Below are 21,340 nucleotides of genomic sequence, written 5' to 3'. Positions count from 1 at the left end.
GTCATGGATGTAGAACGTGCAAGTCAGTTCCCTGCGACGAAGCTGCTCCTGCATCTTCAGCCGGGCCTTCACGCGCGCTTCCACTTCCGTCTGGGGCACGTTGGGCGAAGCCACGATCGCCGCACGCATGTAGGTAGGCGTCTGCAGCAACTCCGGCAACGCGAGCCCGCGCCAGCTGATCAACGCGTTGGCCGCGGCGAGGTTCTCCGCCAGTGTGCGGTGGTAGACAGGTGGGCAGGTTCCGTGCTCCTGCAACCAGCTCTTGACGTGCGCGACTGGAAACAGCGACAGCAGGTGGTCTCGTTCGACGGGATTCACCCCGCAGAGTCCTAGCAACACGCCCAGCTCGACGTCGCTGATGCCGCCCTTGCCGTTGACCAGTCCCGAGAGCTTGGCCTCGTCCCAGTCGACCCGTTCGGCGAGCGCCCGCGAGCTGAAGCCCGCGGCTGCGATGGCCGTTCGAAGACCATCGCCGAACTCACGGCCCCGGACGGTGGAAAATCGTTTCGGCATCGCGTGTTTTCCTTGCAATAGCTGGAGGTCTGTCCTGTCAGACGCCCGCAGCCAACCTCGCTCATATCGGTTCGCACCAGCTCACGGATCTCGCAAAGATCTAGCACGAATCCAGCATTCACGGTCCTCGACCTGCAGAAATGCACCGATGGCGAGGCATGGCACGATTGGGTGATCATCACGCGTCCACCTGTTGCTCGCCACGACAACCACGACTGAGGTCTGTTCCCCGGCGGAACCTTCCCCGGTTGGGCTGGCTAGGGTGCCGCGGGTGACCACATCGGAGTCTGCGGCACCTGGCACCAACGAAGTGCTGCCTGCCGAGCAGTACGTTGCCGGGTTGGCCCGCAAGCGCATGGCCGCCGGAGTGTTGTTCCGCGACAAGGCGGGCAAGGTGCTGTTGCTCGAGCCTTCCTACAAGCCGAACTGGGAGATTCCTGGCGGCGCGGTGGAGGCCGACGAGTCGCCGTGGGCGACCGCCACCCGCGAGCTCGCCGAGGAGTTGGGGTGGGAGCGACCGCTGGGCCGGTTGCTCGTGGTGGACTACGTGCGCCCGCAGGACTCCCGCCCCGAGGGTGTGGTGTTCGTCTTCGACGGCGGAGTGCTGGACGAGACCGATCTGGTCGGCATGGTGTTCACGGACGGCGAGATCCTCTCCGCCGGCTTCCACAGCCTGGACGAAGCCCGGAACAAGGTGAAGCCGCTGCTGGCCGACCGCCTGGCCGTCGCGCTGCACGCTGCCGAACAGGGCGCGACCGCATTGTGCGAGCAGGGACAGCGCATCGCGTAGTTCAGGATTGCTGCCCCTGCCGCAATGGTCAGGCGGTCATCGCGACCGAGGCCGACCTACCTCGTGGCGTTGGAACCGCGGTGATATCGCGTGCAGTGTCCTTTGTGGTCGCGTGCTGTTTGCCCGCAGTCCGGTACAGGCTGTCGTGGATGCCGTCGGCGTACAGCAGTCCGCTCAGGTCCCGGCGGATCTTGGCGGTCTGACAATCGGCGCGGAACCCGGATGCACCAAGCAGTAGCGCCAGTTCCGCAGTAGCGGAGTTGGCAGTGTCGATGCCGTGGGCCTTCGTCGCCGCACCCCACAGTTCCGCGGCAGGGTGTCCGCCTTCGGCCAGGTGGGAGGCCGTGACGGCGCCCAGCAGCCCGGTCGCGAGCTGGACGTGCGTGCGGCCAAGGGTGATCAGCGCTGAGTCACGCACCCGATGCAGGTCACCAGCAGCCTTGCGAGCGGACAGCCGCGCGGTCACGGCGTCGAAGACCGCAGCCGCACCGCCGAGCGCGGTGGCGGTGACCAGCGGTCGATAGCCGGCGAAGTGCTCACGCAACAGGAGCATCCCGTCCCCGTGCAGGACGTCTTCCTGACGAATCTTCACCTCATCGAGGTCCAAGACGCCCCATGCCCAACCGGCAAGCCCCGTCGGCGGTATCGGCTGGCGGCGCAGACCTGGTTCGGTGGCATCGACCGCAGCAGCGGCCAGTCCGCCGTCGGGGGCGCGGAAGAACAGTACGAATACGGCGGCTTCGGTCAGGCGGCCGATCCAGGTCTTGCGGCCGGTCACCCTCCACGTTCCGTCCGATCCCGCGACCGCGCAGGTGTGGGTTTCCGCTGGACGGGATCCGCCGTGAGGCTCGGTAACGGCGATCCCGGCCAGCTCGCCGGCTAGCAGCCGCGGGATCCAACGCTGTTGTGCCTGCGCACTGCCGTGGCGGCCGATAAGCCTTCCGTGCCCGAGTCCAAAGGTGTCGCGCAGGTCGATGTCGCAGTAGCCGCACATGAACTGCGTCAGCAGCTGAAACAGGTCGGGATCTCTGGTCGTGTCGACATGGCGAGCCAGGTCCCGCCGGATCGCGCGCAGGCGGCTGCTCCGCTCCGCACCCGCCAAAAGGGCCGCGCCCACAGGAGAATGCGTGAGGACTCGGTCCAAAGCGTCCGCAACTCCGGCGAGCCGCCTCCAGTCGATCCGATCACAGGGATCGAGGACTGGCCGGAGTGGCTGAAGCCAGGTCGTGATCGCCTCGCTTGCCGTGGCGAGCCGACCGGGCATGGCCGAATTCACCGGGCTTCTCCCTGCACGCGGGCCGGATGGCCGTAGGCCAACGCTCCCGGCGGGATGTCGCGGGTGACCAGGGAGCCAGCACCGACCAGGGCGTGCTCGCCGACCGTCACGCTGGCCAGCAGTACGCAGCCGCTGCCAACCTTGGCCCCGGTGTCGAACCTCGGTGCCGCCAGGGTCGGCTCGCGATGCGGATCACGCCAGGTCAGCTTCTTGTCGTTGATCGTGCGCACTCCAGCCCCCAGGAACACCCGGTCAGCGAGCACGGTCGAGCTGGTGATGTGCGAGCCAGGTGAGCAGCGCACGTCGCGACCGATGCGGGCCTCGCGTTCGACTGTGAGGTGGTGACCGAGTTGCGTGTCAGCGCCGACCTGCACGGCGGTGCGGAGCAGCGTGTGGTGCCCGACCAACGTGTTCACTCCGATTCCGACCTCTGCGTACACAACTGCACCGGAGCGAACCGTCGCCCCCGCGCTGATCACCGTGCCTCCACCAACGCCAGGACGGATCTTCCCGACTGCATAGCCGAGTTCGGGCTTGCCCACGACGGTGTGCTCCTCGACGCGGGCTTGCTCACCGATGGTCGTACCGCCGTGCACAACGGCGAACGGCTCGATCACCGCGCCAGAGCGGATCACGACCGGTCGAGGTGTGCCCAGCTCATCGACCGGCACGAATATCGCGTATCGGCTGATCGCAACGTTGTTGTCCGCGTGCAAAAGGCCTGCGTGGTCGAGCTCAGAAGCAGTCATCTCTCGACCAGTGGCAGACAAGTTCGGCTGCGACGTTTCTGCGGTGGCCATCGTCGTCCCTCTTCCTGCGGCAGGACGGTGGGCTGCCGCAACAGGACCCAGAACACGGCCTCCTCCACCTCGCTGACCAGGGAAGTTGCTGAACTCGGCCAGCCGTTTGCAGGGTGTGCAAATCAGCTGGCACGGACTGTGATCGTTTGGATACGCTGAAGCACCCTGCTCTGAGTGAGGAGCGCAGGCGATGGATCCGACTCGCGCGATCTGGGACACCCAAGAGGTCCGAGCCGCCGTCGATTCCGGTGACCTCGGCGCAATCGTGCGCGCGGTCCGCCTCGCCACCCCTCTCACGCTCGCCGACCTAGCGGAGAAGTGCGGCTACTCCATTTCGACACTGTCGCGGATGGAGCGAGGCAAACAGCCATTGCGCGACGTTCAGGTCCTGCGCTGCCTGGCCAAGGCCCTGCGAGTTCCGCCGCACCTGCTCGGACTCACCGACACAACGTCACGGTCCGTGCACGCACCGCGTCCCGTCGCTAGGGTCAACGTCATCCTGGCGCCGGACGAGGAGACCGATCCCATGCGTCGTCGCACGCTGCTAGCAGGCCTGACCAGTCTGGCCGGCACCGCAGTGCTCGGTGCCGGTGCCCCGTCCTGGGCCAAGAGCGATCCAGTGAGCACACTCGAGCGTGCACTGCTCGCTCCGCCCTCAACGGGCTCCCTCCCCGTAGGGATCACGGAGCTGCGCCGACAAGTGGCCGCAGTACGCACAGTGTTCCAACTCGGCCACTACACGGAATCCGCCTCCAGGCTGCCCGCGGTGTTGTCGACCACGATGGCCACCCGAGCGGAAGCCGAGAATCCTGCCGAGGCCAACGGTCTGATGGCCGACCTGTACACGCTCGCGTCCGAGCTGATGGTCAAGCTCAACCGCACGCAGTCCGCACTGATCACCGCCGACCGCGCGGTACAAACGGCCCACGACACGGACGACGTTCTCACCCAAGCCACCGCGCATCGCGCGTGGGCGATCGTGCTGCGCCGCACCGGACACGCCAACGCCGCACAGAGTCTGATCTTCAACTCCATCGAGACCTTGCAGCCTGATCTGCACCGAGGCGCGGAGCACCTGTCGGTGTACGGATCCCTGCTGTCCACCGCCGCCTACACCGCGGCCGTCGACGGCGACCGCGACACCGCCCTCACCCTGACCGCCGAAGCAGTCGAGGCCGCCACCCGGCTCGGCACAGACGCCAACCACCGGTTCACCGCCTTCGGCCCCACCGGCGTCGGGCTGTACCGGATCAGCGTCGCTCGAGCCCTCGGCGACTACGGCGCCGCTGTCGAAGCCGCAAGGCGAATCAACCCGGCCGCCATCCCGGTGGCCGAACGGCGCGCTCGCTACTGGTCCGACGTCGCCCACGCCTTCCACGAGTGGAACAAACCCGAGCAATCCCTCCGCGCACTGCTGGCCGCCGAGCACGCCTCCCCTGACGAAGTCCGGTACCGCAAGCCGATCCAGCAGATCACCACCAGCCTGCTGCGACATCCGACTGCGCACACGCTGCCGGGTTTGAAGGCCTTCGCCGCCCGCACAGGCGCAGTCGCGTAGACGCGGCAAGCCGCCGGACGTCAACTCAACTGGGCGGAGCGCTCGCCCTGTGCGTGCCGAAAACTGCATCCGTGCAGGTTAAGCCGCATGGCGACACTCGTGGATGACTCCGCCGAGACGGTCCTGTCGATCTATGGCGAGGCATCCGAGCTGGTCGAGCAGGAGAGGCTGAGGCCGGGCTCGCAAGGGTGCTGCGGCGGCGAGTGATCGGTGAGTTCGGTGCTCGTTGTAGTGCCGCTCGTACTCACGCAACGCGTGGCGTAGGTGGATCTGATTCCAGATCAGCGTGCGGTCCAGCAGTTCGGCGCGAAGGGTCTTCACCCAGCGTTCGATGATGGAGTTCATGCGGGGCATCCGGACTCCGGTCAGCACCGTCGCGACTCCCGCGGTGCCGAGGATCTTGTCGATCAACTCGGGGTATTTGGCGTCGCGGTCACGAATGAGGAACTTGATCTGTGCGAGGTGTCCGGTGTCCTCCAGGTCCATGAGCAGGTAGCGAATGGCCTGGGTTACCCATGCGTGGGTGGGGTGTGCGGTGGTGCCGAGTATGCGTACACGGCGACTGGCGTGGTGGATGGCGGCGAAAATGTACTGGCGCTGACCGGTCAGCGCGACAGTTTCAACGAAGTCCATCGCCAGGATCGCCTCAGCATGCGAGCGCAGAGAGTGGGCCCACGTGACGGTTGTCCGGTGCGGGGCCGGATCGACGCCAGCAGTCTTGAGGATCTCCCACACCGTAGAGGCGGCGATCGCGACACCCAAGAGCGCGAGTTCACCGTGGATACGTCGATACCCCCATGAGGGGTTCTCGGCTGCCAGGCGCAGGACGAGACGGCGGATCAAAGCGACCGTGCGCGGACGTCCAGGCCCTCGGTTCACGCTCATACAGGCATGGCGCCGCTTCATCAAGTCCCGATGCCACCGCAGCACCGTATCCGGGCTGACCAGGAGCCGGATTCGGCGCAGCGTCGCGCGGCCCAGGGGCACGAGCGAGGCTGCCAGCAACGCCCTGTCCTCTAGCCGCAATCGTGGGCGCTGATCGCCGAGCTGTCGTTGCAGGACCGCGAGTTGGTGGCGTAGCGCGAGGATCTCGACGTCCTTGTCCCGATCGGTCATGCGCAGGAGCCACAGCGCGGCGAAGGCGTGGGAAACGGCGCGGTAGGCGAAGCGGACCAGCACGGCCGCGATCATGCCGGATGATGACCGCTACCCATCGACGTCTGCTGACCTGCACGGACGTATTTGTTGGCACGCACAGTGCTGCCGGACTTCGCCTCCGCGGTCACCCGTTGGCGCGAGCTGGTCACCCGAGCAACGCCGGCGCGTCGTCCCAGCTCACCTCGTCACCTGAGGGCAGCACGACCCGTCCGTCGGACAGCAGCCGCAGCTCGTAGCGGACAGCGATGTCCCAGAGGATCACCCGCACTGCGCGGTTGCCGTTCGCATCGGCCCGCAGCAGTGCGGGGAGGAACTCCGGCCGGGCGAACAACGTGGAGAACTGGTTGGTGTCGGGGTTCCCTTCGCCCAGGAGGCCGACGAGTCCGGCGAGCGTCTCCGGTTCGGTCACCCGCGTCATGCTCGCGGCGTCGAACCTGGCGGTGGGGTGCTTCCTGACCACGTTGCTGAGGACGTCGCCCGCACGCAGGCAGACGAACTCGTCCTCGTCCAGCAGTGTGGAGGCCAGCAGACCCAGCACACCGTCTTCAGCCCAGTGGTCGCTCAGGTCGATCACCGCGTCCCAGCGGCCAGGTGGTGAGTCCTGGGCGAGTGCCTCCAGGACGTCGGACAGCGACCGAGAACCCCCGCTCTCGATCGTGGAGTAGGTGAAGGACGGGTACCTCAGCACGGCGCCATGCGCGCCCGTGAGCCAGCGGCCGCCGGTCTCCCGGAGCCTGCTGTACAGCGGTTCGAGCGGGCCCTGGTCCCGGAAGCCGAGCGCGGTGGTCAGCGTGAACATGGGCTTGCCCGTCGGGCCGGCGGCGAGCATCTCGTCGAGCAGCGCGACCAGGTCTTCTGGCTCCGCCAGCAGGCCGTACGCCTCGGCCGCATCGGACCTGACGTCCTCGCTCGGGTCGGAATTCATCATGGCGCGAAGCCTTGTGGTCACGCCGAGAAGACCCGCCCTGCCGATCACCCTGATCGCGCTCGCGCGAAGTTCGGGTTCGGGGCTGTCCAGCTCCCTCACGAGCGCGTCGGCCAGTTCCGGCGGGATCGGCTCCGGACCGAGCAGATCCTCGATGGCGTCGATGAGCTGCCCCCGCCAGTCGGGATCCCCTTCCCGGAGCAGCACCGCCGCCACTACGGGCAGCGCGGCCGGGCCACCGTGCCGCCCCAGGCCCGCCACTGCCGCCCTGCGTTCGCGCGGGTCCGCCGCGTGGACGGCCGCGGACAGCACCTCCTCGGTTCCATCGGGCTGGAGTGTCCCGAGTGCTTCCAGCGCGGCACACCTGACCTGGAGATCTTCGTCAGTGCGCGCGGCCGCGAGAACCTCCGGCCCCGCTTCGGTGAGGCCCCACCGACCTGCCGCCCTGATCACCGCACGGCGCGTCCACGGATCCTCGTCGTCGACCACTCCGGCCAGCACGTCCTGCGGTATCAGCCCCGCGATCGAGGACAGCAGCGCCCAGGCGGCTCGCACCTGCGCGACCGGATCGGACAGCAGCGCCCGTTCCTGCTCGTCGAACTCCGCCGACGAGAGTTCGTCCAGCCGCCACCTGGTGTCGTGGTTCCACAGCTGCAGGACGGCGTTGGCCACCCCGAGCCGGTAGTCCGAATCGTCGGACACTCCTTGTTCGCGCAGGTACTCGAGGAGGGCATGCTGGTCGTACTCCCCTTCGGGGTCCAGCAGCGCACCTACGACGGACCGATGCACCTCCTCCGGATGGTCGTCGAGGAGCACCGCGAGCAGCTCGCGCGCTGCCTCGTCCGTTCCGGCGGCCGCGAGTCCGCGGACGGCCAGCATCCGCTGGTCGGTTGTCGCCGACGGGTCGTCCAGCGTGGCGATGTGTTTGGGCACGTCCTCGGGCCGGTGGACCACGATCTGCCATGCCTCCAGCGAATCGAGGATCTCCTGGGCGAAGGCCGGCCGGACGTGCGGCACGGCCGCGGCGAGGAGTTCGGCCACGTTCTCCTCGTTCTCGCCGCGGGCCAGGAGCTGCCGGAGCTCCTGCTCGGCGCCGAGCTTGCCGAGGCTCTCCCCGATCGTCACGAAGAACGCGTCGGGATCGGTGGCGAGGCAGCGTTCGCAGAACTCCCACACCGCAGCGATCGCCCGGCGGTCGCGACTGCTGCTCAGCACCGTGACAAGCGCGATCTGGATCGCCGGCCACGTCTCGACCTCGAGGCGCCCGATCAGCGCGGAGGTCGTCCGCGGCTCGGCGAAGCGGCCCAGCCCCTCGACCGCCGCCCAGCGGACGTAGCCGTCGTCGCTGTCGAGATTCGCCAGCAACCGGTCCCGCACGTATCCGGTGCGCAGCGCGGCGATCGCGGGCACGAACGTGGATCGTGACCACCACTCGGCCGCACCGTCGAGCATCGCGTCGGCGACCGGGCGCAGGCGGTCCTCCAACCCCCTGAGATCCGCGAGACCCTCCATGCACTGGGCGGCGAGCCGCCAGTTCGCCCGGAAGATCTCGTGGTCGTCGGCGGTCAGGCGGTCGACGATCAACGCGGCGATGCGGTCCGGTGCCAGCGCCGCGGCCAGCGCGAGGCAGTCCTCGCCGGCGCTCCGCAGTGCCAGCCGGTCGATCATCGCCGCCGGATCCGTCGCCGTGATCAGCGCCTCGGCGCCGAGGAACGCGCGGAAGACGTGGTGCAGGAAGCGGAACTCGTGAGCACCGGTCGACACGATCAGCCCGGAGCGGCGGGCGAGCGCCAGCAGTGTCCCCGCACGATCACCACCACCCGCCACGCGCATCGCGTCCACCAGACGCTCTCGGGTGAACGTGAGCTGGCGGCCGTCGCCGGCGCTCATGCCCTCGACCGCGACATGGCCCAGTGCCCGGCGCGCCCACATCGGCAGCACCTCGTCGTCGCCGTCGGACAGCCGTGCCAGCCGCACCGCACGGTTGAACGCCTCGTCCACGGCGTTGGACAGGATGTCCTTCTTGGACCGGTACCCGGTGGACGGGCCGTGCCACCACTGCCAGCACAGCAGCATCAGCAGCTGCGGGAACCTGGTGAGCTCTGCGAGAGTGGTGTCCGCGGCGACCCGGTCGAGCAGCTCGGCCGTGCCGCGGTCCGGCGTGGCCCAGCACTCGACGAAGGTGGCGACGGACTGGTCGGTGAGCGGCTCGATCTGGTAGGCGGGCGCCGAGTCCTGCAGCACGTCGATGCGCCCCATCGGGCGGGAGGTGAGCAGGAACCGCGGCACCTTCCGCACCCGGACCATCACGTCCTCCTGCTGGTCCACGGGCAGCTCGTCGAAACCGTCGAAGAGGAACAGCAGCTCCGGCAGCCCGCGCAGCGCGGTGACGATCCGGTCGAGCTCCGCCTCCCGCAGGACGTCGCCGAACGCCTCGACGACCGCGAACGTCAGCAGGTCGCGGTCGCCGCCCCGGCGCGCGAAGTCGTGCAGCCGCACGAAAACCGGGACACCGTCGATGTCGCCCGCGGCGGCCCGCCTGGCGACGTCGTGCAGCAGTGCCGTCTTGCCCATTCCCGCGGGCGCGATGACGACGAGCCTCGGCACGGAGGCGATGACCTCCAGCACGGGTCTGGCGAGCGCGGGGTCGACGCCCTCGCCCTCACCCGGCGTGAGGTTGACCGTGACCGGGCGCAGCAGCCGCGGCTGGTAGTAGTCGACGGAGAGCCCGCCGAACGGCGTGGACAGCCGGGTGAAGTCGGGCGAGCGCAACACCAGACCGCGGAACCGCTCCACGGCGTCGGCCTCTGGCGTGTGATCGCCCCGCGAGGGCAGGGTCGGCAGGCTGCCCGGATCCGCGACACCGAGCAGCGCCCACCACTCGGCCGCGTCAGCGCACCGGTCGAGCCACGACAACGGCACCACGGTGAGCCCGTTCATCCCGGCGGGCGGATGGTGCTCGCTCACCACGCCGATCGCGACGTCGCCGCAGAAGACCACGGTCCCGGAAACACCCTGCCACGGCGATGTCCCCACCTGGCCGCCCGGCAGGCCGACGCCGTGCGGCGCCTCCTGGATCCGAAGCGTGGCAAGGCCTTCCACCACACCCTCACCCATCGGGATGTACCCGTCGATCCGCACCGACTCGCGGACCGGACGCCCCGACCGTTCGCGGCGCTGAAACCTGGGGAACCCGAAGCCGACGCAGCCGTCGAGGTTCGGCGTGCCGAGCACGGGGTCACGGTGCAGCCGCGCGAACCCCACGGGCTCCACCCAGCCGAACCCGCCCTGGATCTCCAGCACTGCGAGGTCGATATCGATGTCGCACGCGACGCCGCCACCGGGCAACGGCGCCACCCGCGCCTGCCGCTCCTCGGTGCCGCGCACCCGCACCAGCACCTCGCGCGCGGAGTCGACCACGTGCGCCGCGGTCAGGACGAGCCCTTCGCGGACGACGAATCCCGAGCCGACGCTCCATTGCGGCCGTTCCGCGTCGCCGCGTGCGACCAGCACCTCGACCACCCGGCCCGCCAGACCAGCGCGCTCTGTCACCGCACTACGGCCTGTCCTCGGTCACGTCCGACACCTTGACGGGAACACCCGCGCTGTCGGTCGGCGCCCCGAGGGTGACGATCACCTTCTGGATCGTCTCGCGCGCGAAGCTACCGCCCGAGCCCAGTTCGAGCACCCAGAACTTGAGCCCCGCCTTGCCTTCCCCCGTCTTCTTGACACCCACGTGGAACTCGAGCTGCACGCCCGTGACAGGGAACTGAACCCCCTTGTCCCGCGCCTGCTCCATCGCGGCCAGCAGTTCGTCGCGCAACGCGTCAATCGTGTCCTTCAGACCGATCTCACCCACCGGCTCCCCCGTTCTCCTAGAGCCCCGCCCCCACGACAGTTCGCACTGTCCCGGTGTACCAACGTTGTCGTCCGGGCACGCGGCGTGGTTAGCATTGGTGAATGCTGCCGGATGGGTGAATCACCGCCCGAGACCGGCTGATTACTCCGTGCGCTCGCGCCTCGAGAACCGTCATCCGATCGACGGCGTTGGCAGGTGCTGGCGGTGGTCGCGCTCGCGCAGCTCATGGTGGTGCTGGACGCGACCATCGTGAACATCGCCCTGCCCGCCGCGCAGGCCGACCTGCAGCCGAACGTCCAGCGGGCCAACGCTGTTTGGGGACATCAATCGGTGCTCCCGCAACCAGGCAGACAACCGCCACACCAACGCGGCCAGCACCGCACGATCAGCCCAATCCAGACGCGGACGGCCATGAGCACGGCGCAACACCGCGACCTCATGCCGCAGCACCAGCAACTCCGCATCCTTCGCCGCCGATGACCGGCCGAGCAGGTCCGGCGCCAGCACCTGCACCCGACGGCCCCACCGCCCGTGCACAGGATTCGGATGCCGACCACCATCAACAAGCCGATACCCATACGGCGGACGACCGCCCAGGAACCTGCCCTGCACACGCGTCTGCGCCCGCATCGCCGCCAGCACCCGCTGCCGCGCACGCGCCACCTCACGCTGCGCCTGCGCACCCAACAAGACCATCAAGGTCTCATGCACAGGGCTACCGAGCTCGACCGGTCCGCCCGCCTCCGGTAGCCACACAGCAACACCTAACGCGTTCAACCGGGAAACAACCTCGCGGAACTGATCGCCGTGAAACGCTCGCTCGTACTCCCCTACAACCACCGCGTCAAAGAGACGATCACAAGTCGTAGCGGCGGCCAGCAACGCCGCTACGTCGCCCGCTTCGAGGCGTCGTAAGACCGTCCCGGACGGTCAGGCGTGCTCGACGGCATCGGCCTGCGGGCCCCGGTCGCTCTGCCGGATGCGGAAGCGCACCCGCTCGCCAGCCACCAGGGGCTCGCCGGAGACCACCGAGACGTGCACGAAGAGGTCGGGCCCGCCCGCGTCGGGGGTGATGAAGCCGAAGCCGCGGTCGGCGTCGTAGCGGGCCACCGAGCCGTCGCCGGCGCGGGCTGCGGGCCGGGTGGCCGGACGGGCCTGGCTGGGGGCCGCGGCGGCCTCCACCGGCTCGCCGGTGGCCACGAACCGCACCTCGCGCGCCTGACGACCCTGGTCCACGGTGACCGTGGTGAACGAGACCCGGTCGCCCTCGGCTGGCAGGTACAGGTCGTCGACCAGGGCGCGCACGTGCAGGAAGACGTCGCCCGCCCCGTCGTCGGCGGCCACGAAGCCGAACGACTTCTCCTCGTCGAACCACAGGACGGAGCCGTCGGCGCCGTCGCCGGCCGCGACCAGAGGGGCTCTGCGGACCCCGGCGTCGAAGCTCAGCGGCACCAGGTGCTGGGCCTGCGGCCCCTTCTCCCCGGCGATGACGACGAAGGCCACCCGCTGCCCGGCCGCGAGGACGCCCCCGGTGACGATGGCGGAGGAGTGCACGAACACCTCCGCACCCCCGCCGTCCGGCGCGGCGAACCCGTAGCCCTTGGCCGGCTCGTACCAGGAGACGGTGGCGAGCACGCCCAGGGTCGCGTCGGGCGCGGCGTCCCCGGTGACGGCGACGTGCAGCGCCTGCGGACCGCGGGGTCCCTCACCGGTCTCGAACTCCACCGTCTGGCCCTCGCGCAGCGCCCGGGCCGCGCCCTCGCCCTGCACCTGCGAGACGTGCACGAAGATGTCGGCGCTGCCGTCGTCGGGGGCGAGGAAGCCGAAGCCGCGCTCGAGGTCATACCAGCGGACGGTTCCCTGCTGCACGGTGCACTCCTGGTCTCGCGGGTGGTCGGGAGTCCAGTGTCCCAGGCGCCGTATGTACATCCTGATCCCGACGCGCGGCAGCTCCGCCGTGAGTACATCGCCGAAGTCACCGAGTTCGCGCGCCGTCACCAGCCGTTGCCCGAGTATGCGGACGTGTGGGGTGCCAAAACTATGCCTGGTGGTCTGACCTGCGCCTCAGGACGCCGCAGATTCGTACTCGTTGATCAAGCCGCCGAGCACTCGCTGACGATGAACGGCGCTACAGCTTGATTATGTGAGCGGGTCACCGTGGTGGAGTGCGCTAACGCTGAGGGTCACGTTCGTTGGTCAGTAGTGTTCCACAGATAGCCGATATCGCGAATGACCAAAGATTGAAATACGCCGACTGGCCCGAACTGCGCAAGCTTGGGAACTCAATTCCCCTCGGACATTCTCTTACCCCACGGGATTCACCAGGATTCCGTGGGGTAATTCATATTTCGGCCACTTTCACATCAGTGCACCAATCCAACGCCAGCGTGTCGGACACGGTGCTGATGCCGTCGGCGCCACTCCGACCAGCGCACGCAGTCTCATCTCCGCCGGCACCAGGCCGGCACGCTCAGCAGCGATCGTGACGGCCAGGAACAGATGCGCCACCAACACCAACGTGGTCCGGCGGTACCACGACGTCCAGGCGTCCGTTCTAGGGTGGGCGGATGAAGGTTCTGTCCATCCAGTCGGTCGTCGCCCACGGCCACGTCGGCAACTCCGCTGCCGTGTTCCCGCTGCAGCGCCTCGGGGTCGACGTCGTCCCGATCCCCACAGTGAACTTCTCCAACCACACCGGGTACGGCGCGTGGCGCGGTCCGCTCCTGCCGCCGTCGGACGTGGCCGAGATCCTGCTCGGGGTGGAGGAACGAGGGGTGTTCCCGCAGGTCGACGCCGTGTTGTCCGGCTACCAGGGCGGCGTGGGCATCGCCGATGTGATCATCGACGCGGTGCGCAGGGTGAAGGCCGCGAACCCGGCAGCGCTCTACGCGTGCGACCCGGTGATGGGCAACGCCAAGTCCGGGTGCTTCGTCGCGCCCGAGATCCCCGTGCTGCTGCGCGACAGGGTCGTGCCGGCGGCCGACATCATCACCCCGAACCAGTTCGAGCTGGGCTTCCTCACCGGCACCGAACCGGCGAGCGTCGAGGAGACGCTGGCGTCGGCCGACCTCGCCCGTGAGATGGGCCCGTCGACTGTGCTGGTCACGAGCGTCGAGCGGCCCGACCGGGAGGAGGACACGATCGAGATGCTCGTCGTGGACACCGCCGGGTCGTGGCTCGTGAGCACCCCGCATCTGCCGTTCAAGGCGAACGGGTCCGGCGACGTCACGGCCGCGCTGTTCACCGCCCACTACGTCCAGACCAACGACGCGGCGCTGGCGCTGGAGCGCACCGCGTCGAGCGTCTTCGACCTGATCGACCTGACCCACCGCTCCAATGAGCGCGAACTGCGGCTGGTGCAGGCCCAGGAGTTCTACGCGACGCCGCGGATGCAGTTCAAGGCCGAGCAGGTGCGCTGAGCCCGAGTCGCGCGTCGGAAATTTCGACCACGCGGTTCGAAGCGGCCGTGTGCGTGCCGAAAACTACGTCCATGCAGGTTAAGCCGCATGGCGATACTCGTGGATGACTCCGCCGAGATGGTCCTGTCGATCTACGGTGAGGCGTTCGATCTAGCCGGGTTCGAGAGGCTGGGGCCGGGTCCGCAGAGGTGTTGCGGCGGCGAGTGATCGGTGGGTTCGGTGCTCGTTGTAGTGCCGCTCGTACTCGCGCAGCACGTGCTGTAGGTGTGTCTGATTCCAGATCAGCGTGCGGTCCAGCAGTTCGGCGCGGAGTGTCTTGACCAGCGTTCGATGACGGAGTCCATGCGCGGCATCTGGACACCGGTCGGCACCGTGGCGATCCCCGCGGCGCCGAGGAACTTGTCGATCAACGCGGGGTACTTGGCATCGCGGTCACGAATGAGGAACTTGATCTGCGCGAGGTGTCCGGTGTCTTCGAGGTCGCCCAGCGCCGCCGCCGGAGGGGTCATTCTCTCACTCATCGCGCGTCGACGAGCACGGTCGTCAGGCCCGGAGCCATCAAGGTTCCGAGCCTGCGACCAGGTTTTCCGTTTACGGGCAACGCTTCCAGGAGAAGAAGTAGTCCGTCTTGGCGTAGCCGTCGAGCGAGTCCATCGCCATGAAGCTCGTCTTCTTCCGATCAGACGTGCCCACGTTGACCCGCAGCTCGGTGTTGATGTTGAGGTTCCTGTTCACGCCACAGGGCGGGTAGATGATCGGCGAGCCCACGTCCGTGGCCTGCCATTCGTCATCCACCGGGCCCTGCCAGTTGTGGCTGCGGTAGCCCGTGTCCGTCATGCCCTGGAAGTAGTAGTTGGACTTCAGGGAACTGGTGGCACCGCGTTCGAGGTGGAGGTAGCCGGCGTAGTCGACCTTGGAGATGCCGTAGACGAAGCCCTCCGGCGCGTTCACCCTGATGCTCAGCTGGCAGTTCTTCCGGAAGTCCGTCGGCGCGGCACCGGGGCCGACCTTGGCGGCATAGCTGCTGAAGACCACGTGGAAGGCGGAGTTGTCCGGTGATACCGACACCGAGGTCGTGCCTTTGGGGCAGCCGCTTCCGTTGATCATGTCGATGGTGACCGCGCCGGGTGGCGGGATGTCGGCCTGTGGGAGGACGACGGTGGACATCACCATGGCCGTGGCGACAATCGCGTGGATCATTGGACACCTTCCGGCTCGTACGCTGGGCAGCGGCGGAGAAGAAGTACCCAACCCGATGACGGCGGCTTGGCGGGTTTCCTGCCGCCTTGCGATTACCTGACGATCGACCCTCCATCCCGTGTCCTGTTCCCCATGTGAACCGGTACGCCTGCACTGGGAGCGCTCCCCGAGGGGGCCGACAGCCCTCAGGAGGGCACATGCGCTGGAGCATGAGTGCGCTGGCGATCGCGGCGGTGGTGATCATCGTAAGTCCCTGTGGGGTGTCAAAACCCGGCCGAGCAGTCCTGAGGAGCCTCCGGAACCCCACCCGAATGAGATGGGTGCTCTCGGTATCTTCCAGGCGGGGGGTGGTACGCGTGGACTTTCGCGTGCTCGGGCCGTTGCAGGTGTGGGACGAGGAGACGAAGCTTGCGCTGCCGGGCAGCAGGCACCAGAGGGTGCTGGCCGCGCTGCTGCTGACACCGAACGCCGTGGTGACGATCGGCAGGCTGATCGAGGCGACCTGGGACGGCGAACCACCCGCGACCGCTACCAAGCAGGTCCAGAACTGCGTCTCCGCGCTGCGCGACCGCCTCGGCGACACCGACCAGCGGATCATCGTGACCGACGGACCCGGCTACCGCGTCGCGGTCGGTGAGAACGATCTCGACCTGCTGCGCTTCGCCGCCTTGGTGACGCGGGCGCGGCAGGCCGCCGAGCGGGGTGCGTCGCGCGAGGCCGTGACCGAGATCCGGGAGGCGTTGCGCCTGTGGCGCGGACCGGTGCTCAGCGGGCTGGGCGCGAGTGCGCTCGACGGCCGGGCGGCGCGGCTGGACGAGCAACGGCTGGACGCCTTCGAGGCCTGCGTCGACTGGCAGCTCGCGCTGGGACAGCATCGGGAGGTAGTCGACGAGCTGACCGAGGTCGCCGCCGAGAACCCCCTGCGGGAGCGGGTGCACGGGCAGCTGATGCTCGCCCTCGACCGCTGCGAACGGCAGGCCGACGCGCTGCGCGTGTTCGAGAGGCTGCGGACGACCCTGGCGGAGGAGCTCGGCCTCGATCCCGGCCAGGAGATCCGGGACCTGCACGAACGCGTGCTGCGCGGCGATACGAGACCACCGACCGCCCACGCGGACGTCGACGGGTTCGCAAGGCCCGACGAGCTCGACCGGGCGGCGAAGGAGCTGGCGGCGGCGATCAGCAGGCAGTGGACGGCCGAGGTGGAACTGCGGTCGCTGGACCGGCCACGGCCCGTGCCGCTGACGTGGGCGAGCACCGGACGCGAGGTGGCGGCCGCGGCCTCGTCGGTGCTGGGCACGCGGCCGTGCGAGGTGCCGGAACGGCTGGAGCTGAGCGGTGACCTCACTGACGTCGTCGAGTCGTTGCGCAAGATCCCGGCACGCCAGCTCGTGGTGCTTGGCGAGCCGGGGGCGGGCAAATCGGTGCTGGCGATTCTGCTGACGCTCGGGCTGCTCGCAGACCCCCGGCCGGGCGAACCGGTGCCGGTGCTGCTGTCGCTGACGTCGTGGAACCCGCACACCGAACACCTGCACTCGTGGCTCGCCCGCCGGTTGGTCGAGGAGTACCCGGGGCTCGGCAACGCTGGCACGTACGGCCGGGACGCGGCGCTGCGGCTGGTGCTCGAGGGTCGGGTCATGCCGGTGCTCGACGGCCTCGACGAAACGCCACCCGGCCTGCACGCGGCCGCGATCGACGCCATCGACAGGGCCGTCGCGGGCGGACGGCCGCTCGTGCTGACCTGCCGGGGCGACGAGTACGAGGCGGCGGTGCGGGAGGAGGGGGCGTTCCTGGTCAGTGCCGCCGTGGTGGAGATCGAGCCGGTGCGCGCGCAGGACGCGATCGACTTCCTGACCGCGCGACGGCGGACCGGCGAGACGCGGTGGCAGCCGGTGGTGCGCGCGCTGCGGCAGGAACCCGACGGCGCGCTCGCCCTGGCGTTGCGCACGCCGTTGATGGTCGACCTGGCCCAGACCGCCTACCGCGATCCCGCGAGCGATCCCGGCGAACTCTGCGACACCGCGCGGTTCCCCGACCGGGCGGCGGTCGAACGGCACCTGCTCGACGCGTACCTGCCTGCTGTCTACAGCGACCGTCCGGTTCCGCCCGGCAGCGGCGCCCAAGCACGCCACTACGACTTGGCCGACGCATGGCGCTGGTTCGGTTTCCTCGCCCGCCACCTGGGCGGCACCCACGACTTCGTCTGGTGGCAGCTCGACCGCGCGGTGCCGCCCACGATCGTCGGCCTTCTGCTCGGGCTGCCGCCCGCGGTGCTGTTCACGCTCACCGGCTGGTTCGCGGCCGGTCCCGCGATCGGGATCGTCTACGGCGTCTCGTTCGGCGCCGCCGGGTTCGTCACGCACCGGGCGATGCGCAGGCCGGGTCCGCTGCGGGTCGAGGCGAGGTTCGCGGGAACCGCGGCCGGGTTCGCCCAGAGGTTCGCCATCGGCGCGGTGATCGGTGTCAGCCTCGGGTTCGGCTGGTCGCTCCCGGTATGGGTGACGTGCCTGATCTCGGTGGTGTTCGGCCTCGCCGTCGGGGTGCACGTGTGGCTCGACACCCCGCTGGACGCGAACCGCGTCTCCAGCCCCGGCACCGTGCTGCGCGACGACCGCAGGGCGGCGCTCGCGCTGACCGCCTCGTTCGCGGTGTCGCTCAGCCTGTTCTTCACGCTGGCGCTGCTGCTCACCCCGGACGACCCCACGACGGAGATCCTGGACGGCCGCTTTGACGTGGTCCTGGGCGTGGCGGGCGGAGTGGCCGCGGGTCTGCTCGGCTGGTTCCTGGTCCCCCGTCCCGGCGGTCTCGCCTACGCCGTCGCGGGCGCGATCATCGGCGGGCAGGTTTTCGAACCGACCAGGAGCGTCGCGCAGGCGTGCCTCGCCGGAGGGCTGTTCGGGCTCTCGGTGGGATTGAGCGTCTGGTTCGCCAGGGCGTCCGGAGCGCTGCGTCCCGCGGTCGTCTGGCTCTCCGCGCGGGGCCGCGTTCCGTGGCAGTTCTTGACGTTCCTCGATGACGCCCACCGTCGTGGCGTGCTCCGCCAGGTCGGTGCGGTCTACCAGTTCCGGCACGTCCGGCTGCAGGAACGGCTCGCCCAGGCGCAGGTCAGCGGCGGTGAGGACGGAACGAGGACGGAACGATGACGGTGGCTGCGTGTCATGGAGACGGCCGGCAGGGGGTCGGCCAGTGGAGAGGAACAACCTTGATGCGCATCCTGAAACGAGCCGGACTCGCCCTGGGGGCCATGGCGCTGCTCGCCGTCACGACCGCGGGGACGGCCAGCGCGGCCCCGTCCTCGTTCGACGTCGTGGTGAAGCACAGCTCCGGCGTGATCGTCGGTCGCCTCACCGGGAACATCGCCTGGTCGTCCTCCGGGAGGACGGTCATGCTCACGAACCAGTACCTGTCCGTCAAGAGCGGCGAGTGTGTGGAGGGAGCCTTCGCTGGGTGGCAGGGCAACACGGTGGTGGCCGGCCCGGCCACCCTGGCCAAGCAGTGCGCCAGCACCCCCGTCAACGACGTCTCCCTGGGCACGACCGTGGAGGGTGGCATCCACCAGGCCAACATCCAGTTGATCGACTACGTCCACCGGAACAAGGGTTCCGTCGCCTGCCGCAGGACTGCCTCTGTTTGCACGCCCTGACAGGTGACGCGCCCGTGGTGCCGGTGCACCACGGGCGCGTCGGTCCGTCAGACGAATCAGCAGGTGACGTTGGCCGTCGCGGTCGGCTGGAAAGACACGTGCACGTGGTCCATGTGGTTGGCCGCGGGGCTTGTGCGTGCCGAAAACTACGTCCGTGCAGGTAAAGCCGCATGTCGATACTCGCGGGATGACTCCACCGCGACGGTCGTGCCGATCTACGCTGAAGTCTTCGATCTGATCGGGCTCAAGAGGCTGGGACCGGATCCGCAAGGGCGCAGCGCCGGCGGGTAATCGGTGGGTGCGGCGCTCGTTGTGTGTCGCTCGTACTCGCGCAGCGCGTGCCGTGGGTGGTCCGATTCAAGATCAGCGTGCGGTCCAGCAGTTTGCCGCGGAAGGTCTTGACCTCAATCAACAGAGCCTAGTGGCGAAAGATTGAATCGCGTCGACTGGCCCTCTATACGAGCTTCGGCTGAGCTGGGCGACGAGCGGGTCCCGCGGTTTTCAGTGTTAGTTGCGCGGGGCGAATTTCAAGGCACTGGTCGTAATAGTGAATTTGCAGACGCTGCTCGCGGACTTGATCGACCAACTCCTCCCCATCTCCCTCCACCGGTCCAGTGGTTGTCGGCACGCTGTCAGGCTGACGCGGCTCGTCCCACGATCACCTCGCGCTACAGCTCCGCACCGCGCTCACCCGCCCACGCCAGCGCGCCGTCAGCGAGGAATCTCCGGTGAGCGTGGCGGGCAGCGGGGGTCCTCGAGTACCGGTGCCACTGCGAGGTGTTCAGCGTGAGGTAGTCGAATTGGGACAACGATGTCCACCTCTTCCTTGGACATGTCGAGCACGCGCAGGTTCGGCAGTGGCGGCAGGGCGACGAACGCACCGTCGAGAACAAGAGCGGTCAGTGTGTCGCACGCCGGCGGTTCGATCTCGTACCCGCTCACCTCAAGCCGTTCCAACGGCAGTGCGCGAGAACACGGAGGCGAACGGATCCGCCGCGCACGACTCTGAGCTGTCGCAACGAGCTACTCCTGCCAATTCGTCACCCTCGGCGGCGTCTAGCGTGACGCCCGACCGGCCGGAAGCCCATCCACACTCCCGCACCTCGCGGCGCGCCTCGTGGCGGTTCATACTGGATGCTTCCGGGCTGGCTCATCGAGGCTGGTGGATCACATGCGGATTCCGGGACGTCGCCCGCGGCGAGGCGCGGCCGTGGCAGCTGCGAAGGATCCCGCCGCCGCGCGTCTGGTCGCGCTGCAGTCGCTGCTGGAGGTAGCCACCCCTGCGGTCACACTCCAACCCGCCGCCGAGCGCATCATCGACGCCTGCGCGCAACCTGGCGACGTCCCGGCACAGGTGGCCCGCCGAGGCGGCCGGATCGCGTCCGGCTACTGCCAGCTGCACGGATGGGCTCTGGACCTCATCGGCGACGCCGACCGCGCGTCGCTGGAGTTCCGGGTGACTCAGCTACTGCACTACCACGCCGAGATGATCGACACGTGCCTCAAGCTCGCCTTCCCGAAGTTCCGGAGCCCCAGGCTCGAACAGCGGCGGCTGGCGTTGCGCGGACTCGGCGAGCCGGCACGCACCCTGCGCGACGCACGGGCAGCGCTTGCTCTGTGGATCTCCGACCTCGAACGGACCGACGGCGTCGAGCCGCCACACTGAACCGCCAGCCACACTTCTTGCCGGCGAGCAGCAGACCCGGAAGCGCCTTGAGCTACTGCGTACCTCGACACGGGTGAGCCAGTCCAACCGCGCTGAGCACGACAGGACCGACGGGTACGTCGCTACTTCCCTCGCTCCGCCAGACAGCCGAGGCAAGTCCTGCCGAAATCGCTGATCCACGCCGAGTCGTTGGGCGCGTGTCCACTCGAAATCGGATGGCGCGCAAAGACCGTCCCGCCAGGCACGCCGGTTCACATCGTGTGCCAGCGGTCCGGCCAGAACATCTACGGCAACAAGCTCTGGGACTACATCGTGTACTCCGGCGGCGAGGGCTTCATGTCCGACTACTACGTCAACACCGGCCACGCCAACTGCCGTAGTAGCGGCAGGTGGCGGCCGCGTTGCCGCTGACCTCTTCGGCGTGGCGCAGGACGGCCAGCCGCCGGCCTGCCCGCCTGGCCAGATCCTTCTCACTCCACACGCGCTCTGACATCCAGATCTGCTAGTCACTGGAAACCCAGACTGCCAACAACCTC

Annotated in this window: 19 protein-coding genes and 2 pseudogenes; 7 read left to right on the top strand and 14 right to left on the bottom strand. The window is 68.6% G+C overall.

What is annotated here, in order from left to right; genetic code table 11:
• A partial coding sequence (locus tag SK803_RS14510) for a Scr1 family TA system antitoxin-like transcriptional regulator (protein ID WP_319966494.1) occupies positions 1-513 on the bottom strand: 513 nt, incomplete at its 3' end.
• A 271-nt stretch (positions 514-784) separates the two neighbouring features.
• Here SK803_RS14510 and SK803_RS14505 point away from each other — a divergent pair.
• Positions 785-1,303, top strand: coding sequence for an NUDIX hydrolase (locus SK803_RS14505; RefSeq protein ID WP_319966493.1), 519 nt, complete (start codon positions 785-787; stop codon positions 1,301-1,303).
• Positions 1,304-1,331: 28 nt separating this feature from the next.
• Here SK803_RS14505 and SK803_RS14500 read toward each other — a convergent pair whose 3' ends face one another.
• The gene (locus tag SK803_RS14500; RefSeq protein WP_319966492.1) at positions 1,332-2,579 is read right to left on the bottom strand and encodes an acyl-CoA dehydrogenase family protein; all 1,248 of its coding nucleotides are present in this window, start codon (positions 2,577-2,579) and stop codon (positions 1,332-1,334) included.
• Positions 2,576-3,328 carry a hypothetical protein gene (locus SK803_RS14495; RefSeq protein ID WP_319966491.1) on the bottom strand — a complete coding sequence of 251 codons (753 nt, stop codon included), beginning with the start codon at positions 3,326-3,328 and terminating at the stop codon, positions 2,576-2,578. Before SK803_RS14495 ends, SK803_RS14500 begins: the two co-directional genes overlap by 4 nt.
• A gap of 241 nt (positions 3,329-3,569) precedes the next feature.
• On the opposite strand from SK803_RS14495, the gene SK803_RS14490 reads away from it, so the two are divergent.
• Positions 3,570-4,937, top strand: a complete 1,368-nt coding sequence (locus tag SK803_RS14490) for a helix-turn-helix domain-containing protein (RefSeq protein ID WP_319966490.1) — start codon at positions 3,570-3,572, stop codon at positions 4,935-4,937.
• 78 nt (positions 4,938-5,015) lie between these two features.
• Here the strand turns inward: SK803_RS14490 and SK803_RS14485 are convergent, their stop codons facing one another.
• The 7 genes and pseudogenes from SK803_RS14485 to SK803_RS46710 form a co-directional block, all read right to left on the bottom strand.
• Complete coding sequence (locus SK803_RS14485; RefSeq protein ID WP_319966489.1) at positions 5,016-6,128, bottom strand: integrase core domain-containing protein; 1,113 nt, start codon at positions 6,126-6,128, stop codon at positions 5,016-5,018.
• Positions 6,129-6,240: 112 nt separating this feature from the next.
• Positions 6,241-10,572, bottom strand: a complete 4,332-nt coding sequence (locus tag SK803_RS14480; RefSeq protein ID WP_319966488.1) for a HEAT repeat domain-containing protein — start codon at positions 10,570-10,572, stop codon at positions 6,241-6,243.
• A gap of 4 nt (positions 10,573-10,576) precedes the next feature.
• On the bottom strand, positions 10,577-10,879 hold the full coding sequence (locus tag SK803_RS14475; RefSeq protein ID WP_319966487.1) for a trypco2 family protein: 303 nt from the start codon (positions 10,877-10,879) through the stop codon (positions 10,577-10,579).
• A gap of 171 nt (positions 10,880-11,050) precedes the next feature.
• Entirely contained in the window at positions 11,051-11,761 is a 711-nt protein-coding gene (locus tag SK803_RS14470) for a serine integrase family protein (RefSeq protein WP_319966500.1), read from the bottom strand.
• Between the two features lie 48 nt (positions 11,762-11,809).
• Entirely contained in the window at positions 11,810-12,514 is a 705-nt protein-coding gene (locus SK803_RS14465; protein WP_406601532.1) for a cold shock domain-containing protein, read from the bottom strand.
• A 30-nt stretch (positions 12,515-12,544) separates the two neighbouring features.
• Positions 12,545-12,748, bottom strand: a pseudogene (locus SK803_RS14455) (cold-shock protein); the annotation flags it as partial.
• Positions 12,749-13,242: 494 nt separating this feature from the next.
• Positions 13,243-13,423, bottom strand: a pseudogene (locus SK803_RS46710) (hypothetical protein); the annotation flags it as partial.
• Positions 13,424-13,446: 23 nt separating this feature from the next.
• On the opposite strand from SK803_RS46710, the gene pdxY reads away from it, so the two are divergent.
• On the top strand, positions 13,447-14,298 hold the full coding sequence (gene pdxY, locus SK803_RS14450; RefSeq protein ID WP_319966486.1) for a pyridoxal kinase PdxY: 852 nt from the start codon (positions 13,447-13,449) through the stop codon (positions 14,296-14,298).
• A gap of 150 nt (positions 14,299-14,448) precedes the next feature.
• Here pdxY and SK803_RS46520 read toward each other — a convergent pair whose 3' ends face one another.
• The 3 genes from SK803_RS46520 to SK803_RS14440 all read right to left on the bottom strand — a co-directional run bounded on the left by SK803_RS46520 (position 14,449) and on the right by SK803_RS14440 (position 15,498).
• Positions 14,449-14,580 carry a hypothetical protein gene (locus tag SK803_RS46520; protein WP_406601531.1) on the bottom strand — a complete coding sequence of 44 codons (132 nt, stop codon included), beginning with the start codon at positions 14,578-14,580 and terminating at the stop codon, positions 14,449-14,451.
• Positions 14,580-14,819, bottom strand: coding sequence for a hypothetical protein (locus tag SK803_RS14445; protein ID WP_319966485.1), 240 nt, complete (start codon positions 14,817-14,819; stop codon positions 14,580-14,582). The genes SK803_RS46520 and SK803_RS14445 overlap by 1 nt, the downstream gene beginning before the upstream one ends.
• Positions 14,820-14,889: 70 nt before the next feature.
• Positions 14,890-15,498, bottom strand: coding sequence for a DUF4360 domain-containing protein (locus tag SK803_RS14440; RefSeq protein ID WP_319966484.1), 609 nt, complete (start codon positions 15,496-15,498; stop codon positions 14,890-14,892).
• A gap of 356 nt (positions 15,499-15,854) precedes the next feature.
• On the opposite strand from SK803_RS14440, the gene SK803_RS14435 reads away from it, so the two are divergent.
• Entirely contained in the window at positions 15,855-18,638 is a 2,784-nt protein-coding gene (locus tag SK803_RS14435) for a BTAD domain-containing putative transcriptional regulator (protein WP_319966483.1), read from the top strand.
• 62 nt (positions 18,639-18,700) lie between these two features.
• Positions 18,701-19,138, top strand: a complete 438-nt coding sequence (locus SK803_RS14430) for a hypothetical protein (protein WP_319966482.1) — start codon at positions 18,701-18,703, stop codon at positions 19,136-19,138.
• 668 nt (positions 19,139-19,806) lie between these two features.
• On the opposite strand, the gene SK803_RS14425 is transcribed toward SK803_RS14430, so the two are convergent.
• Positions 19,807-19,947, bottom strand: coding sequence for a hypothetical protein (locus tag SK803_RS14425; protein WP_319966481.1), 141 nt, complete (start codon positions 19,945-19,947; stop codon positions 19,807-19,809).
• Between the two features lie 401 nt (positions 19,948-20,348).
• Between SK803_RS14425 and SK803_RS14420 the strand changes: the two genes are divergently transcribed.
• A complete protein-coding gene (locus SK803_RS14420; RefSeq protein ID WP_319966480.1) occupies positions 20,349-20,804 on the top strand; it encodes a hypothetical protein in 456 nt (151 codons plus the stop codon).
• A gap of 258 nt (positions 20,805-21,062) precedes the next feature.
• Complete coding sequence (locus SK803_RS14415; protein ID WP_319966479.1) at positions 21,063-21,215, top strand: hypothetical protein; 153 nt, start codon at positions 21,063-21,065, stop codon at positions 21,213-21,215.
• The last annotated feature ends 125 nt before the right edge of the window (positions 21,216-21,340 follow it).

It is taken from the genome of Lentzea miocenica (assembly GCF_033949945.1).
GTDB classification, from domain to species: Bacteria; Actinomycetota; Actinomycetes; order Mycobacteriales; family Pseudonocardiaceae; genus Lentzea; species Lentzea miocenica.
This window is presented reverse-complemented; position numbering and strand designations above follow the sequence as displayed.

Excerpts from the sequence above, each read along its gene's own strand:
- SK803_RS14495 (WP_319966491.1), bottom strand. The coding sequence starts at position 3,328 with ATGACTGCTTCTGAGCTCGACCACGCAGGCCTTTTGCACGCGGACAAC.
- SK803_RS14490 (WP_319966490.1), top strand. The coding sequence starts at position 3,570 with ATGGATCCGACTCGCGCGATCTGGGACACCCAAGAGGTCCGAGCCGCC.
- SK803_RS14485 (WP_319966489.1), bottom strand. The coding sequence starts at position 6,128 with ATGATCGCGGCCGTGCTGGTCCGCTTCGCCTACCGCGCCGTTTCCCAC.
- pdxY (WP_319966486.1), top strand. The coding sequence starts at position 13,447 with ATGAAGGTTCTGTCCATCCAGTCGGTCGTCGCCCACGGCCACGTCGGC.
- SK803_RS14445 (WP_319966485.1), bottom strand. The coding sequence starts at position 14,819 with ATGAGTGAGAGAATGACCCCTCCGGCGGCGGCGCTGGGCGACCTCGAA.
- SK803_RS14440 (WP_319966484.1), bottom strand. The coding sequence starts at position 15,498 with ATGATCCACGCGATTGTCGCCACGGCCATGGTGATGTCCACCGTCGTC.
- SK803_RS14430 (WP_319966482.1), top strand. The coding sequence starts at position 18,701 with ATGCGCATCCTGAAACGAGCCGGACTCGCCCTGGGGGCCATGGCGCTG.